Annotated in this window: 13 protein-coding genes and 2 tRNA genes; 9 read left to right on the top strand and 6 right to left on the bottom strand. The window is 71.0% G+C overall.

The features are described from left to right. Positions 1–54: 54 nt before the first annotated feature. From WME75_RS10680 to WME75_RS10660, 5 genes are all read left to right on the top strand, one after another. Positions 55–234, top strand: a complete 180-nt coding sequence (locus WME75_RS10680) for a ribbon-helix-helix protein (RefSeq protein WP_437489410.1) — start codon at positions 55–57, stop codon at positions 232–234. A gap of 163 nt (positions 235–397) precedes the next feature. After that, positions 398–3,097: a hypothetical protein gene (locus tag WME75_RS10675; RefSeq protein ID WP_437489407.1), complete on the top strand. Its 2,700-nt coding sequence runs from the start codon at positions 398–400 to the stop codon at positions 3,095–3,097. Positions 3,098–3,179: 82 nt separating this feature from the next. Then, positions 3,180–3,431, top strand: a complete 252-nt coding sequence (locus WME75_RS10670) for a hypothetical protein (protein WP_437489404.1) — start codon at positions 3,180–3,182, stop codon at positions 3,429–3,431. Then, positions 3,428–3,595 (top strand): hypothetical protein, encoded by a 168-nt coding sequence (locus WME75_RS10665; RefSeq protein WP_437489401.1) that lies wholly within the window; start codon positions 3,428–3,430, stop codon positions 3,593–3,595. Before WME75_RS10670 ends, WME75_RS10665 begins: the two co-directional genes overlap by 4 nt. A 702-nt stretch (positions 3,596–4,297) precedes the next feature. Continuing rightward, the gene (locus WME75_RS10660; protein ID WP_437489399.1) at positions 4,298–4,915 is read left to right on the top strand and encodes an RNA polymerase sigma factor; all 618 of its coding nucleotides are present in this window, start codon (positions 4,298–4,300) and stop codon (positions 4,913–4,915) included. An 18-nt stretch (positions 4,916–4,933) separates the two neighbouring features. Here WME75_RS10660 and WME75_RS10655 read toward each other — a convergent pair whose 3' ends face one another. Next, positions 4,934–5,803, bottom strand: a complete 870-nt coding sequence (locus WME75_RS10655) for a restriction endonuclease (protein ID WP_437489396.1) — start codon at positions 5,801–5,803, stop codon at positions 4,934–4,936. Positions 5,804–5,907: 104 nt separating this feature from the next. Here WME75_RS10655 and WME75_RS10650 point away from each other — a divergent pair, with 104 nt between their 5' ends. Further along, positions 5,908–6,147 carry a hypothetical protein gene (locus WME75_RS10650; RefSeq protein ID WP_437489395.1) on the top strand — a complete coding sequence of 80 codons (240 nt, stop codon included), beginning with the start codon at positions 5,908–5,910 and terminating at the stop codon, positions 6,145–6,147. Positions 6,148–6,219: 72 nt separating this feature from the next. Here WME75_RS10650 and WME75_RS10645 read toward each other — a convergent pair. The 3 genes from WME75_RS10645 to WME75_RS10635 form a co-directional block, all read right to left on the bottom strand. Further along, a tRNA-Arg gene (locus WME75_RS10645) sits at positions 6,220–6,292 on the bottom strand. 170 nt (positions 6,293–6,462) lie between these two features. Then, positions 6,463–7,482 carry a hypothetical protein gene (locus tag WME75_RS10640; RefSeq protein ID WP_437489392.1) on the bottom strand — a complete coding sequence of 340 codons (1,020 nt, stop codon included), beginning with the start codon at positions 7,480–7,482 and terminating at the stop codon, positions 6,463–6,465. A gap of 231 nt (positions 7,483–7,713) precedes the next feature. After that, entirely contained in the window at positions 7,714–8,148 is a 435-nt protein-coding gene (locus WME75_RS10635; protein WP_437489389.1) for a VOC family protein, read from the bottom strand. Positions 8,149–8,312: 164 nt separating this feature from the next. Here WME75_RS10635 and WME75_RS10630 point away from each other — a divergent pair. Together WME75_RS10630 and WME75_RS10625 are read left to right on the top strand one after the other, a co-directional pair. Beyond that, positions 8,313–8,386 (top strand) — tRNA-Pro (locus WME75_RS10630). A gap of 158 nt (positions 8,387–8,544) precedes the next feature. Continuing rightward, complete coding sequence (locus tag WME75_RS10625) at positions 8,545–9,114, top strand: serine protease (RefSeq protein WP_437489386.1); 570 nt, start codon at positions 8,545–8,547, stop codon at positions 9,112–9,114. 126 nt (positions 9,115–9,240) lie between these two features. Here the strand turns inward: WME75_RS10625 and WME75_RS10620 are convergent, their stop codons facing one another. Together WME75_RS10620 and WME75_RS10615 are read right to left on the bottom strand one after the other, a co-directional pair. After that, complete coding sequence (locus WME75_RS10620; RefSeq protein WP_437489383.1) at positions 9,241–10,029, bottom strand: MXAN_2562 family outer membrane beta-barrel protein; 789 nt, start codon at positions 10,027–10,029, stop codon at positions 9,241–9,243. Beyond that, positions 10,026–11,501, bottom strand: coding sequence for a hypothetical protein (locus tag WME75_RS10615; RefSeq protein WP_437489381.1), 1,476 nt, complete (start codon positions 11,499–11,501; stop codon positions 10,026–10,028). Before WME75_RS10615 ends, WME75_RS10620 begins: the two co-directional genes overlap by 4 nt. Positions 11,502–11,860: 359 nt before the next feature. Between WME75_RS10615 and WME75_RS10610 the strand changes: the two genes are divergently transcribed. After that, the gene (locus WME75_RS10610) at positions 11,861–15,436 is read left to right on the top strand and encodes a HEAT repeat domain-containing protein (RefSeq protein ID WP_437489378.1); all 3,576 of its coding nucleotides are present in this window, start codon (positions 11,861–11,863) and stop codon (positions 15,434–15,436) included. Positions 15,437–15,532: the final 96 nt, after the last annotated feature.

The raw sequence follows: 15,532 nt of genomic DNA, 5'->3' as shown, positions 1-15,532 counted from the left end.
AGGATGTTGCAGGTGCAACATTCGTAGCTAGACTGGATACGAGGAGATGGGCAGATGCTGATGATCCGCTGCACCGACGATGTACATCGGCGATACCGCGCCCTGGCGGTATCGCATGGCCTGACGAACGACGGCCTGCTCACCCGCCTGCTCGATGCTGAGGAGGCTCGGATCGAGCAGGAGAACGCCAGGGCCAACGAACGGAGGGTGGAGACGCCCCCCGTCAGCACCTGACATTTCTTCCGCGCCGATCCGCCTCTCCGCCATCCCGGCGCATGGGAGGGGACCCCAGGACACGCGGCGACCCTGGCGTGTTGGCCCGACGTAGAGGGCCAAACAGACGAAGACCCACCCCCTGCTTGCGACGGCGCGGGGCGGGTCTTCGATGGGTCGAGAGATGTCCGAAAAGAATCGTAGCACCACGTCAACGACGGTCAACCAGGTTAACAAGCCGCTGATCGCGTGGGCGCCCGATCGTCACGGCCGGGCGGATGTTAGCAGGGTATGGGAGCGAACTCCGGGAGACCCGCTCCCTGAGTTCCTGGTGGAGGAGCTCTCCGTCGCGCTCACGACTGAGTACCCGAGCGACGCGCATCTCGTGACGTATATCGTGTCGGGGGCCGTGACTCCGGGCCGGCAGCCACGGATCAAGAAGACGGACACCAGCCTAGCTCAGCTCCGGGCGCGGGGGTGCGACGTCCAGCACTACGTCCTGGTCTCCGACGTCGATCTACCCCAGCACAAGGGTGGGCGCATCACGTCGGCAGATATCGAGGACGCCAAGGCCAAGCTCGCCAGCCTCTCTACGATCGGCTGGTTCACCTCCCGCGCAGGTCTGCGGATCCTCCAGCCGCTTACTCGGCCGATCTCCCCGGAGCACTACGAGCACGCTATCGGCCTGTGGCTCCCGCAGCTCCAGGGCGTCCTCGGAGACTCCTGGGTGGTCGACCCCAAGTGCAAGGACTGGACGAGGTACTTCCGACTGCCGTTCGTCATTCGCGATGGCGTGCAGACCCGGCCGACAACGCACATGGATCTCTCCCGCATGAAGCCGGTTGATCCGTGCGCTCCTCCTGCCCCTCGTCCGCCCCGTGCTGTCGAGGACCGTCCTCGCCCGACGCTCACGTCGGACCGTCCTCGCATCGTCGAGCGCGCTCGTCGCTACGTGAGCCAAATCGAGCATCCCCAGTGCGGGACTGGCTCCTGCGACGCCGCGGTATGGAACGTGTCCGTCCACCTGCGTGGCTTCGGGCTCGACGAGGACGACGCCCTGGAGCTCCTCACCGAGTGGGCCCTGGGGCTCGGGGCCAACTGCGAGCACCGTCGGCCGGAGCGCCTCCGCCGCAAGGTCGAGGACGCCTCCAGGGCGAGCACTGTCGAGGCAGGCTTCCATCTGGGGGACGACAGCCCCGCCCGCGTCGAGACCAGGGACGAGGGCCCCGGGTTCAGCGTCTCGGAGCTTGGCGAGGAAGAGGAGATCGCCGCCCTCCTCTCTGGCCCGTCGGGCACGAGGAGCAAGGCCGATGATGACAGCGGGGATGAGGACGACACCGGCGGCAAGAAGGGCGGGCTCACTTCCATCATCGGGCGGCTCCGTTTCTTCCGAATCCTGACCGGCCGCGTCTTCACGCTGATCTCGGGCGAGGCGGTCCCCATCGACTCTGAACGCTACATCGAGTGGATCTCCGCCGCAGCCCTTCGCACCCTCAAGAGCGTCGTCACCAGGGACAAGATCAAGAACGCGACCACGGCGGTTGTGGGCCCCCGCAATAGACTGCCCCTTGGGGACGCGCCGATCCGGTACGCGTACGACCCCAAGGATCTCACTATCTGGATCGATCTCGCCGACCCCCAAGGGCGCACGGTTCACGTGACCCCCAATGGGTCCAAGGTGTGCGCCAAGGGCGAGTGCCCGATCGCCTGGTACCGCCCCGATGGGACGGCTCCGATGCCCGTCCCCGTGATCCCCGCGTCCGACGAGGAGTGCCAGGCGCAGTGGGCGGAGTTCTGGGGTTACCAACAGAAAGAAGACGAGACAGAACGTGTGGCGTCCTTCGCCTGGCTGATGACCGCGGCTCGTCCGATGGTCCAACCTCAGACAGGAACGCTCACGCGGTACCCCGTCGGCGCGATGACCGGAGAGCAGGGCGCCGGGAAGACGTCCGCCATGGAGATCCTCCGGACGATCGTCGATCGGAGGGAGCCCGCCTCGGTGAAGCTGCCGCGCCAGGAAAAGATCGATGACATGACGATCCACGCGGAGCAGGTCGCGGTCCTGGCGTACGACAATGCCTCGCATCTGTCCGCGGAGCACAGCGACCACCTCTGCCGGATCGCCACCGGAGCGGGCGACGTCAAGCGCAGCCTCTACTGCGACCGGGATCTTGCGGTCTTCCGCGGGAGCCGCCCCGTGATCATCAACGGGATCACGGATATCGTCACGAGGGACGATCTGCTGGATCGTTCGGTCCTGATCCGCCAGACGAGGCCGAAGGTCCGGAAGCTCGACTCCGTGCTGGCACGGGAGTGGTCGCGCATCTACCCGAGGGTCCTCGGCGCGCTCGTCTACTGCATGGCGATCTCCCTCGCTGGTGCCGAGGAAACGATCGTGGACCCCGCGATCCGCATGCTCGAGGCCGCTCAGTGGGCCGCTGCATCTGAGCAGGCTGCCGGGTTCGCGGAGGGTGCCGTCTCCCGGTGCTACATGGCCACCCGCCAGCACGCGACCGACATGGCCGCTGAGGACACGTTCGTCGAGGCGCTCCTGGAGATCGTGCCGCGGGGGTCGTCCGTGACCGATACGGGCGCAGGGATCCTCAGGAGGATCCTCGAAACCTGGGAGAACGAGCACCCGAAGACGAAGGCGCCCGCCGAGTGGCCGAGGACTCCCCGAGGTCTTCGAGCCGCCCTCGACCGAAGGAAGAGCGCCATCGAGTCGCTCGGGCTCACCATCTCATACGCCACGGGACAGCGGACCGAAGCGTCCAATTCGGCGAAGACGATCACGCTGTCCCGCGCGAAGCCCGGCCTCTACTTGGCCGTCGACAACACTCGGACTCCGGTCGAGATTGCCAGCGAACTCTTCGAATCCGTCTGATCCCCAAGACCGAACACCCAACGAGAACGGGGGCGCCCCCGCTCTCAATAAACTACTTATAAAAGCGCTCATGGCGAAAGCGGTGAAACAGAATCGCCGCTCGACGAACGAGGAGACACCGACCATGGCGTACAGGACCGAGATCGACAGCGTTGGTTTCCACCTGGTCAACACCGAGACCGGGCAGAGGACGACGTACCCGAGCCGCGATCACCTTTTGCTCGCTGTCCTCACCATCAGCGTCCGTAGCTGGGATCGGATTCTCGAGGGGATCACGAGGATCCTGGAGTCCTACGATCGCCCGGCGAGGCAGACGACGGAGGTCGAGCCATGAGCTACGCGGGGTTCACGCTCGAGCGTCGCGGATCCACATGGATCGCCCGCCGCAAGACGCGGACGGCGATTTTCCAGCTCGCCCCGGCGAGATCCCGAAGGGAGATCGAGGCGGCCATCGATCGCCACAACGCGAGGCTCACGTGGGAGGAGTTCGTCGCATGACGTCGAGGATCGAGCAGGCCCGGGCCCGGGCGCTCCTCGAAGCCATCCGAGCCGAGGAGGAGGGTTCGGCCTTCCCCGCGCGCGTACGAGCCAGGCAGGAGGACATTCTGTCGTCGCGTGAGCGTGGCCAGTGGGTCCAGATCGACCCCGAGGCCCTTGCGCGGCTCGTGAAGCGGCTCGACGGACCGAGATCGACATGCCGTCATCTGTCGATCGCAGTCTCGACGCTTCGGCGATGGGCGGCTGAGGGTCGGATCCGGCGATGGGCGCTCCATCGGCTAGAGGAGCTGATCGCCACCGGGGCACGATCTCTTCGACGGAGAAATCGAGCCGCGGACCGGAACTACCGACGTGAGGAGGGGACGGATGGACCATGACGCGCTCATCCGAGAGATCGAGTCAACGATTGCCGTGTGCGGAGCCTCGGACACCGCCCGCGCTCTCGGATCGACCCCCCGAAAGCTGAGGGCGGTCTTGAAGGGCGGGGCCATCCCGCCGGAGCTCGTCGAGCGGGCCCGCGAGATCGGCCTGATCCCGGCGGACGATCCCGGACCCCGGGGTGGATCAACAGAGATCTAGCAAATCCATCCAACATCCACTTCTTGCATCCCACGCGGGAATCGCATCCACACGTAAGTGAGGCCCGCGGCGGCTCGAACCCGCCCGGGCCTTGTGGTCGTTCCCCTACACGCGAGGTCCGACATGCTCCTTTTACACCCTGCGCCCAGCGCGCAGGATCGGGATTCGTCTGTCCATCGATCTGCCCCTCCCTCTCACAGGAGAGGAACTCGCCGCTATCCCTCGACGTACCCGACCGTCGAGGAACTCGCGGCCCTCGGGCCGCAACTGCGCCACGTGCTCGCCCGGTACGGCGTCCCGCGGCAGGACATGGCCGACATCCTCCAGGAGGTTCTGCTCGGCGCCTGGACCTCGATCGGCAAGGGCCGCTACCGACCTCAGCCGGGTGCGGACCCGCAGACAGCCCTTGCGAGCTGGCTCTTCGGCGTCCTCTGGCGTCACGTCGCGCACTTCCACGAGCGCGCCTTCAGACGCCGGGAGATCGCCGTGGCCGACCCATGGATGGCGGTCCCCGAGCCGGTCCTCGAGCACGACCCGGGAGACCGCATCGACGCCTTCGATGCGATCCTCGCGATCTGCGGGCTGCCGCCTACGCTGCGTGAGGTGCTCGGCTTGGCCGCCGTCGGTGCCGGGCCGACCGAAATCGCCGGCATCCTCGGCCTGCCGGTCGGGACCGCGGCTTCCCGGCTGCGGAGAGGGCGGCAGCTCTTCGTGGAGATGTTGGCCCGGGGGAGGCGATGACCGCCTTGAGGCTGAGGCTCAAGGAGTATCTGTCCGCTTTCTCGTGGAGATGCGTGACTTTTTCGGGGGCCGTTTGAAGCCATCGGCGCCCTGTTGCAGCTCCCTAAATTCGAAGAAGACCTTCTCCTCGATCGTTTTATCGGGGAGGCACTTGAAGAACACCCAGTCCTCAGGACGGTCCAGTACCCCCTCGGATACCATCCCACCGACGCGCGTCGGCTTGCAATATATGGCTGCGACTGGCTTTAATTCGATTCCGTGGCTGTAGAAGAGTGGAGAGTCGGGGTTTAGCTCCACCAGTTGATCCTCATACTGCGGATTGTCGGCTAGCCACTTCTTGACAATACGATCAAAGAAGAATTCTCGTCCGTCTTGCGTGAGGAGCTTCACGCTGGCCGCGGAAAGGATCTTGTGTCTTTCGCCATTCGCAAGCCTGATCTCAGCATCCTCGCATAGGATGGGGGTGCTATGAACTGCGACCTGTAACCCTCGTACGTGCCCCTCCCAGTCCTTATCGGTGGCTTCTCTCAGAACGTATGTATCGATCCCGAGTCGCTTGGCCTGCTTGAGAGCACCACGCTGGAACCCATGGCTGGATACGACGATTCCCTTCTGCGCGCCGACGGTAGCGGCCGTCACATAAAAGGCACCGACAGTATCGATGTCGATGCTCTTCTGCCAGTGCTTGGCCTCTACAGCAATGAGAGCGGTCTTCGATGCATTCCCGACACGTACGATCACGTCGATCTGGCGACGAACCCCGCAGTCAGACATAAGTTTCCGGTCCCATTCGACCTGCGCGTCAGGACCGATCGCTTGCTGGACGGCGGCGACGAGCCGCTCGAAGGCTTTCCCCTTCGACTCTTGCTTGGGACGGGGCTCGGACATCCTGGCGAACGTAGCACCCATCCGGCCGTGCGGCCTGGACACTAGTCGCGTGTGCAGTAGACTTTTGTATGGACCTGGACGATTTGATTCGTAAGTTGAATCACATGGCTACTCCACAGGGCCAGGCGGAGCTCCTGGAGAAGCACTACGCGCACATCCGGTGCCCCGACCATGGCGGCTCGACGATGGCCGAGCCGGACCCCGCGGAGGAGGGGGTCTTCTTCCACTCGTACTGCTGCAAGAGGCTCCAGAAGCTCGTCCACGCCGAGGAGGCTCGTCGGGCTAACCGTGGCCCAGGTCGCCGATCCCGTTGCCTCACTGTTGCCACGCCGGGTGGGTCGTAGCGTCCCGTTCTGTCGCGTTCCGTCCGGTAGCCGAGGGGGGCTAACCCTGCGGAATGACCTAGTTTTACCTAGCACCCCCGGCAAGAATTGAACTTGCGACCTTCGGTTTAGGAAACCGCTGCTCTATCCACTGAGCTACGGGGGCAGGGGCAACAGCCGCTACGGGGGCCGGACCCTCGCACACCTCGCCTCACGCATCAAGCCCGATCCCCGGCCACGTCTCGTTCAGCCCGCTCTCCCGCCTCCACTCCTCCCGCTCCGCTCTCCCGCTCCGCCTCCCCACCTTCCCCCTCCGCCGCCCTCCCCGCTCCTCGATCACGTCCACGGCGCGCCCCAGAGCGCCGCCCCGATCGCCAGCGCGACCCCACCCCGCGCCAGCCCTGCCCGCAGCGCCCCCGCGGCGCGCTCTCGGCTCCCCCGCACCACCCGGGCGATCTGCGGCGCCCCCCGGTAGGCGTGGGTCGGCCGCACCACCTCGACCTGCACCTCGTCCCCGAGGCCGAGGTCGATCTTCTCCCCCCTCGCCTCCATCATCGCCGCCGCCTCGACCTCGTCCACCCCTCCGTCTCCCGCCTCCCCCGCCCCCGTCTGCCGCCGCGGCAGCGTCAGCACCTTCGCCAGGGCCACGGCGTCGACCACGAACAGCGCCGCCACCACGGCGATCCCCAGCGCCGCAACGAAGCGCCCCACCTCGGGCGCCGCCGGCCTCTCGAAGAGCACCGGCGTCATCAGCGCTCCCACCGCGATCACCGCCGCCGTCGCGGACCCCACGGCGCGCCGATCGGCCCGCGCCACGATCGAGCCTGCTCGCGCCCTCCCGACGCGGTTCGCTGCGAGCAGCACCACCGCGAGCGCCGGAACGAACGGCAGCGAGCACACCGCACCGAACGGCGCCCCGAGGATCATCCCTGCCGGCCCCAGCACGAGCCCGACGGTCATGCCATTCACGACGCCGGCCACCACGATGGCCCACAGCACGAGCAGGCTCGCCACGATCGGCCCCCGCCGGGTCCACCGTCCCGGGCCGTCCGCCCAACCCGGGCCGTCCGCCCAGCCCGGGCCATTCGCCCAACCCGGGCCGTCCGCCTCTGCCGCGCCGGCGCTCGATGCCACCGCGCCGCCGCTCCCCACGCCGCCGATCCGCCCCGTCAGGTAGTGGCCCAGCAGCCCCGCGACGACCAGCGTCACGCCCGCGAGCAGCCAATGGAACGAGCGGTCCGGCAGAAGGAACCTGTCAGCCGTGAGCCAGCCTCCCACAAGCCCGATCGCCCCGAAGGGGAGCGCGAGCGACACAGGAGCATCAGGCGACACGAAATCGGACGTTGAACGCGGCATCTTGAAACCTCCGGCTCGATCGTTCCCCTTCGACGCGCTTGCCCTCGAGCAGCTTCCAGCAGCCTGGCTCGCCGCCCGATCTTCCACCTTCCCATCACGGCGCTCCACGCGCACTGCACATACAGGCCCCGCCGCCCGCTCCGCATGCGCCCGCGCGCCCGCCGCCCGCTCCGCATGCGCCCACGGGCCCCGCGCGCCGGCCCTCCCTCTCCGCTCCGCACCGGCACGCCATCAGCCCGCTCCCACCTGCGGCACCTGCGGGTGCGGGTAGTGGCTGAGCGCCACAAGGTTCCCCTCGGGATCGCGCGCGTACATCGTGTAGGCGCTCTCCCGCTCGACGGCCACGCCCCCCGCAGCCAGCCGGTGGCGCCACGCCTCCCGCTCGGACGGGGCGATCCCCAGGGCGACGCAGTGCCAGCCCGGCGCCTCGTCCGAGCGCGTCGGCCCGGCGGCCGCGGCCCGCTCCACGGCCAGAAAAGCGCCGCCCCCGAGCCCGAGCCACACCGACCGCGGCGCTCCGGCCTCGTCCGTCCAGCGCCGCACCACCGGCAGCCCGAGGACGCCCGCGTAGAACGCCTCGGCCCGCTCCAGATCGCGCACGACCACGGCCAGGTGATGGACCGATAGCGACAACAGCGACGACAGCGACGGCAGCATCTCGCTCATGCGGCGCCCTCATTCCAGCGCCTTTCGCGCGGTGCCGCACCTGAAAAACCGCACGAAAACCGCGCGTCCCGCGCCTCGCCGGCCACGAGCGCCCGACCGCCGCAGCGAGCCGTCTTGCCCAGGCAGGACACCTCGTCTATGGTCCCGGTCGCGGACGCTCCGCCCGGGGAGTCGCACAGTCCGGTAGTGCACGAGCTTTGGGTGCTCGTTGTCGCGGGTTCAAATCCCGCCTCCCCGACCCTCTCCGACGATCTCCGTCCCCCTCGCGAGCCCGACGAGCCCCGGCCAGGCCGCTCCCCTGGTCTGCCGCTCGTCGCCCTCGCCGCGCCTGCAGCTTACTTGGCCCCCCCGGGTCCCCCGCGCATAGTCCCGCCGATGTCGACGCGCGGAAGGCTCATGCTCGGCGCATGTCTCTCCTTGTCCGTCCTCGCCGGGTGCGGCGGGCAGCAGGCGGCCGCTCCGGCGGCGGAACCGGCCCCGCGAACGACGGGCGCGGCCCCGGCCAAGCAGGCGGCGCCCGCCGGGCAGCTCGCCCGCGCCGACGTCGACCGGGTGCTGCTGCAGGGGCCGCCCTGGATCCTGCGGCGCGCTCCGGTCGAGGAGGTCGTCCGGGCCGGCGCGTTCATCGGCTGGAAGATCCTCGCGCTGCCCGCGGACTGGAGCAACGTCGAGCTCAAGCCCGGCGACGTCGTCACCCAGGTGAACGGCAAGGCGCTGGAGCGCCCGGACGACCTGTTCGCGGCCTACCGCGCCCTGGCCAGCGCGAGCGAGCTCAAGATCGCGTACGAGCGCGAGGGCACCGCGCGCGAGCTCGTCGTGCCCATCTTCGGGCCGCCTTCTCCGGAGACCGTCAAGACCTTCGAGAGCGACAGCCCCCCGCGCCGCCCGCCCACGAGTCGGCCGCGGGGAACGACGGTCATCGAGGAGGACGACGGCGCCGCTCCGCTCGAAGACGGCGCACCGTGAGCGAGCCACCATGAGCGGGCGCCCGGCGCCGCGCTCCCCCGCGCCGGCGCCGCGCTCCCCCGCGCCGGCGCCGCGTTCCCCCGCGCCGGCGCCGCGTTCCCCCGCGCCGGCGCCGGGATCGGCGTCTCACATGTCGAGAGCCAGCCCCAGGATCCACGTCGAGGTGCCGACGTGCATCTGCGGGCTCGAGCCGAGCCCGTCGAGGTTCGCGTACATCCACTCGCCGAAAAGGTAGGTGTGGTTGATGCCCGTCGTCACATCGAGCTGGGACGACGAGCGGCGGTCCATCCAGTTGAGCGCGAGCATCGCGCCGAGCGCGAGGTGCGTGCCCCAGCTGATGCCCTCGCCCCGGACGCCATCGACCTCCGCCGTGACAGGGCCCGACGACGTGTACCAGAGCCCCATGCCGAGGCCCGCCTTCGCGTAGGGCACGATCGGAACGCCCGTCCTGCGCATCAGCTCGTCGGCGCGGAGAACCGCGGACAGGTGCATCGGCATGATGGTGAACGACGTCTCCTCCGCCTCGGCCCTCGTGTCGGTCCCCACCTCGAACGCCTTCGCCGACGTCGACGTGTACCCCCAGCCGAACCCCGGGCCGATCACACCGACGTACGGGATCCGCAGCGGCAGCCAGTCGAGCTCCATCCCGAAATAGAACTGCGAGCCGTCGCCGAAGGTCCTCTCGAAGGGGCCCGCGCCGGAGAGCTCCTCGTCGACCTCCGGAGAGTACGGGGCGAAGCGGAGCTCGAACGCGAAGCTCTGCGGCGAGCCATAGCGCTCCTCCCGCTGGATCCTCGACCGATCCTGCTGCCGCCAGTCGCTCCGGGTCGACTGCGCGCCGGCCGCGGAGACGACGAGGAGCGCCGCGCTGCCGGCGAGGCACGCAGCCGCCAGATGACGGAGATGACAGTTCATTCGCTCTCCTGCGTGATGGAACGCGCGCGCCGCCGACGGCTCCTGCGCCACAAACCGAGCGCCGCGCCGGCCACGACCGCGCCGAGCGGCACCGAGACCCACTGGCCCGCCCCGACCGGCCCCTCGACGCTGCAGAAGCCCCCACCCGCTTGCCCGCCGGCCTCCCGGTACTTCTCGAAGAACCCGTCGACGTCGACCGGCGTCGCACAGGACAGCGCCGACAGCGGTCCGGCATTGCCGACGAGGTCATAGGCCGCGACGCCGACGACGTAGCGCTTGCCGTTCTCGAGATTCACCGCCTCGCCACGATTGGCCCTCCCCACCTTGCCGCACCGCTTCGAGACGTCCGGGATCTTCCCTGGCGCCAGCACCGTCGGCTGGCATCCGGAGCTGCCGTCTCCGGTCGCTCCGCCGCCGCCGTCGCCTCCGCCGGCCCCGGCCCCACCGCCGGTCGCCCCCGCGCCGCCGTCGCCTCCGCCGGCCCCGGCCCCGCCGCCGGGCGCTCCGCCGCCGTCGCCTCTGCCGGCCCCGGCCCCGCCGCCGGTCGCTCCGCCGCCGCCGTCGCCTCCGCCGGCCCCGGCCCCGCCGCCGGTCGCCCCCGCGCCGCCGTCGCCTCCGCCGGCCCCGCCTCCGCCGCCGGTCGCCCCCGCGCCGCCGTCGCCTCCGCCGCCGGTCGCCCCCGCGCCGCCGTCGCCTCCACCGGCCCCGCCGCCGGTCGCCCCCGCGCCGCCGTCGCCTCCACCGGCCCCGCCGCCGGTCGCCCCCGCGCCGCCGCCGGCCCCGCTCGCGTCGGCAGAGGACTGCCCCTCCCCGTCGCAGTAGAGGTAGTAACCCTCGACGTCCTCGTCCTCGTTCTGATCGAAATCGACGAGGAGGCGCCCCTCGCCGGGGTGCGCCACGACGTCCGCGGGTGGGTTCGGGCCCAGGAGGTCCATCTGGGTGGTCTCCCACTTGTCGGAATCCGGCTCGTCCTGGTCGTTGGTCTCGAGCCGCATGAAGTACATGACGACCTTCATCGCGCCGGTGCTGGCCCTGGTGACCTCGCAGCTCGGGGCGCCGAGGGCCTCCGCGATCGCCTTCGCCGGCACCGTGACACCCATCGTGTCACCCCTGATGGGCTCTCCGAAGACCTGCCGGCACCGCGTCTCCATTTCGCGGTTCGAGTAGAACCTGCAGTCCTGGGACTCGCTGACCCAGACCGAGAGCTCCTGGCCCCTCGAGAAGCCGCTCAGCGTGATCGTGAACTGCAGATCGTTGTCCGTCAGGCAGTCCTCGCGGCTGATCCACAGCGGGTTCTGCGCGTCCGGGCGCCTGTCCAGGGTGCGATCCACGTCGGTGCTGATGGTCACCGTCGCATCGGCCCGGCGCGCGCCTCCGGCGAGCGCCGCCGCCGCGAGCGCCGCCGCACACAGCCGGGGGAGGTGCCGCCGCCCTCGCGGCCGGGGCCGCACGAGATACCTTGTCGAGTCCATGGGCGCGTCCTTTCAGCACAGCTCGTACCACGCCGCAAATGCCCCGCACAGCCCCCGGAGCAGCCGCGAAGCCGGCGCCTCTGCCCCAGTCGGAGCCGCGTCCGAGGGCCGCCTCCGGCGCTCCCGGAAGCACCGGGGGCGCCCGCAGACGCCCGCACCGCAGGCGCCCGCGGAGCCCACGTCGGAGACGCGCGAAATGACGAGCTGGCCCTCCTCGCTGTCCGTTCCTGACAAGTTGGCAGCCGCACCGCGCCGCGCCGGGGCGAGCGGACCGGCGCGCCGCGCCGCGCCGCGCCGCCGGACGCGCAGCGTGGCATGCAGCACGCGCGCCTCGCGAGAGCTCGGCTAGTTTGAGGCACGTGGATCCGACCGACACCGCCCCCCCGGAGCCGAGCGCGAAAGAGCGCGCCGCCGCTCCGGAGATGACGCGCACCGGACAGCTCAGCGCGCGCCCGGACGGCGCCCCTGCGCCCGGATCCGCCCCGTCGGTGCGCCCGACCTCGAACCGGCCGAGCCGGCTGCAGCCGACCGGCGCCGCGCCGGACACAAGCACCGCCGTCCTCGGCGTCACCCTCACCCGCGTCGAGCTGCACCGGACCGCGCTGCTCTTCTGCCTGCTCTTCCTCGCCGCCCTCATCTTCGTGGTCGGCCGCTCGGCGCGCGACGCGCTCTTCCTCACCAGGTTCCCGGTCACCTGGATCGCGCCGATGTGGATCGTGTACGGCGCCGCCTCCGCGGTCGCCGCGCTCGCCTACGACCGCATCGCCCGCCGCCTGCCGCGCGCCCGCCTGTGCGTCGCCTTCGCCCTGTTCGGCGCGGCCACGTTCGCGCTGCTGCGCGTCTTCATCGGCCAGGAGGTGCGCGCCGCCTACCTCGTCTTCTACATCTGGTCCGAGATCATCGCGAACTTCACCGCCGTCCTCGTCTGGGCCGTCGCCCAGGACCTGCACGACCCGCGCAGCGCCAAGCGCCTCTTCGGCCTGATCGGCAGCGGGCGCGTCGTCGGCACCGTCGTCTGCGGCTTCGCGACCGGCGGCATCGTCACGTGGATCGGCACCGAGAACCTGATCTTCGTGCTCATCGCCGCGCTCCTCGGCATGGCCTCGCTCACCACGGTGCTCGCGCGGCGGCACCCCCTGGAGCGGCCCCCGTCCGTCGACGAGGAGCTCATCCAGGCCCACCTCCCCCGCATGGACGTGTGGCGATCGCGCTACGCCCTCACCGTCGCGCTCGTCACCCTCCTCCTCTTCACCGTCCTCACGATCGGCGACTACCAGTTCAAGGCGATCGCCCTCACCGCCTACCCCGACCGCGACGATCTCGCCCGTTACATGGGGTTCCTCTACGGCGGCATCGGCGTGCTCGGCCTCCTCGTGCAGCTCGGCGCGACGCCCATCGTCCTCCGGCGCCACGGCGTGCTCGGCGGGCTGCTCGCCCTGCCGGCCGCGTTCACCGCCAGCACCGTCGCGCTGATCGCGAGCCCCTCTCTCGCCTTCGGCTCCATCCTCAAGCTGAGCGACAACGCGCTCCAGCTCACGATCTACGACGCGACGATGCAGCTGCTCTTCTTCCCGTTCCCGCCGGCGCTCCGGGAGCGGGTGCGGACGCTCGTCTCCGTGATCGCCAAGCCCCTCGGCTACGGCGTCGGCGCGCTGATCGTGCTCGCCGTCGCGCCCACCGCCGCGCCGGGCCCCGCGCTCGTCGAGGAGGCCGCGCGCCTCGGCCTCTACTCCCTGCCGCTCTGCGTCGCCATCATCGCCCTCCTCCCGCTCGTGCGGCGCGGCTACTTCGACGCCATGCGCCGCACCTTGATGCGCCGCCAGATCGCGCCGGACAGCGTCGTCTACGGGCCCCAGACGCGCGCGGTCCTCAAGGAGGCGCTCTACAGCCGCGCCGTGACGCAGGTGCTGTTCGCCGTCGACCAGCTCCGGCAGCTCGACCCCACCGTCGTGCGCGAGGCCGTGCCCGCGCTCGCGCGCCACGGCTCGGCCAGGGTGCGCGCGCTCGCGGTGCGCCTCGGGGCCGAGCTCGCGCACGACGCGGGCGCCGAGATCGCGCGCGCGGCGATCCGCGACAGGAACACCGCGGTCCGCGTCGCCGCCGTCGACGCGCTTGCCGCGCAGCTGCGGGAGGACGCCCACGACGAGCTGCTCGCGCTCGCGCGGGAGAGCAACGCGCCCCGGCGCGCCTCCGCGGGCGCGCACGGCGACGAGGAGCTCCGGGCCGCCGCGATCGCCGCGCTCCTGCGCTACTGCGGCCTCGACGGCATGCTCGAGGGCGCGCCGCGGCTGCGCGCCCTGCTCGACAGCCCCGCCCCCCGCGACCGCCTCGCCGCCGCCCGCATCCTCGGCCTCGTCGGCCACGCGTCGCTCCAGCGCGCGCTCGCGCGGCTCATCGCCGACCCCGACCCCGCGGTGCGCCGCGCGGCCGTGCGGTCCTCGTCGAGCGTCGCCGATCCGCGCCTGCTCCCCCTGCTCGCCGACGCCCTCGCCGAGCGCGCCCTCGCGCCGGCCGCGGCCCGGGCCATCGAGGCGCTCGGCGACGACGCCATCCCCGAGCTCGCGGCGCGCCTCGGCGACGACGGCACCCCGCGCGCCGCGCGGCTCGCGATCCCGCGGGTGCTCGCGCGGCTCTCCAGCCACGACGCCCTCGACGCCCTGCTCGCCCAGATCGACCACCCGAACGAGGCCCTCCGCCAGAAGGTGCTCGCGTCGGCCTCACGCCTGCGCCTCACGCTGCGCGCGCCGCCGGTGCCCCTCCGGACCATCCGCGCCTGCATCGACGACGAGACGGTCGAGCACGTGCGCATGCGCGAGGCGTACATCGCGGTGCGCCCCCGCGTCGCGGGCCCGCTGCTCGATCAGCACCTGCTCCGCCGGCTGCGGAAGGGGCTCATCCGCGTGCTCCGGCTGTGCGAGCTCGCCTACCCGCGCGAGGTCGTCGCCCTGGTGCGCACCCACGTCTTCGGCCCCGATCCCGCGCTGCGGGCCAACGCCTTCGAGGTGCTGGAGTCGCTCCTCGACCGCCCGCTGCGCGAGCGCCTCGTCTCCCTCGTCGAGCGCCTGCTCGAGCTCTCGGTCGCGTTCCCCCGGAGGCCCATGCCGCCGGAGGCCGACACCGTCGCCTGGGTCCGCCGCGAGCTCGATCGCGGCGAGCCCTACAGCGCCGCGCTCGCGCTCGACGCCGTCGCCCGGAACGCCATCGCCGGCGCGGCCGGGGACGCGCTCGCCGCGACCCACGACCCCGACCCGCTCGTCCGCGAGGCCGCCGCCATCGCGATCGCCGTCACGTCGCCGCCCGGCGCCCGCGAGCGCCTTGTCGCGCTGCGGGCCGATGACGACCCCGCGGTGGCCCGTTACGCACGATACTGGGCGGTCACCGGCGGCACCGGTATCGAGCCCCAGGACGAGATGTACACAACCATCGAGAAGGTCCTTTTCCTCCAGCGTGTCCCGCTCTTCTCCCGCGTGGCCGGCGACGATCTCGTGGCGCTGGCGCGCGGCTCGCTCGTTGTCTCGCTGGTCCGGGGCGACGTCATCTTCCGCCAGGGCGAGCCGGGCGGCGCGCTCTACTCGATCATCTCGGGCGAGGTGAGCCTCACCCTGGACAGCCGCGAGATCGCGCGCCTCGGCGCGAACGACGTCTTCGGCGAGATGTCGCTGTTCGACAGCGAGCCGCGGGGCTCGACGGCCGTGGTCACCGAGGACGCGGAGCTGCTCCGGGTCTCCGCCGAGGATTTCCACGAGGCGGTGCGGGAGACGGCCGAGATCGCCGACGCCGTGATCCGGGTGCTGAACCGGCGCCTGCGCGAGGCCGACCGCAAGCTGGCCGACGCGCACGCGCGGCTGTCGCTCCTGCCGAAGGCGCTGCCCGCGCGAGAGCCTCCGCCCTCGGGCGAGGCGGCGCCGGCGCTCGACGACAGCGATCTCGAGTGAGGCAGCGGACGCGATGGCGCGCCGCGCGCGACCCCGGCGGCGCGCCGCGCCGCGCCGCGCCGCGCCGCGCCGCGCCGCGCCGCGTGGAACGAACGC

The sequence above is a fragment of the Sorangium sp. So ce1014 genome, assembly GCF_051521505.1.
GTDB lineage: Bacteria > Myxococcota_A > Polyangia > Polyangiales > Polyangiaceae > Sorangium.
The sequence above is the reverse complement of the archived record's forward strand: the minus strand, read 5'-3'. Positions and strand labels throughout refer to the sequence as shown.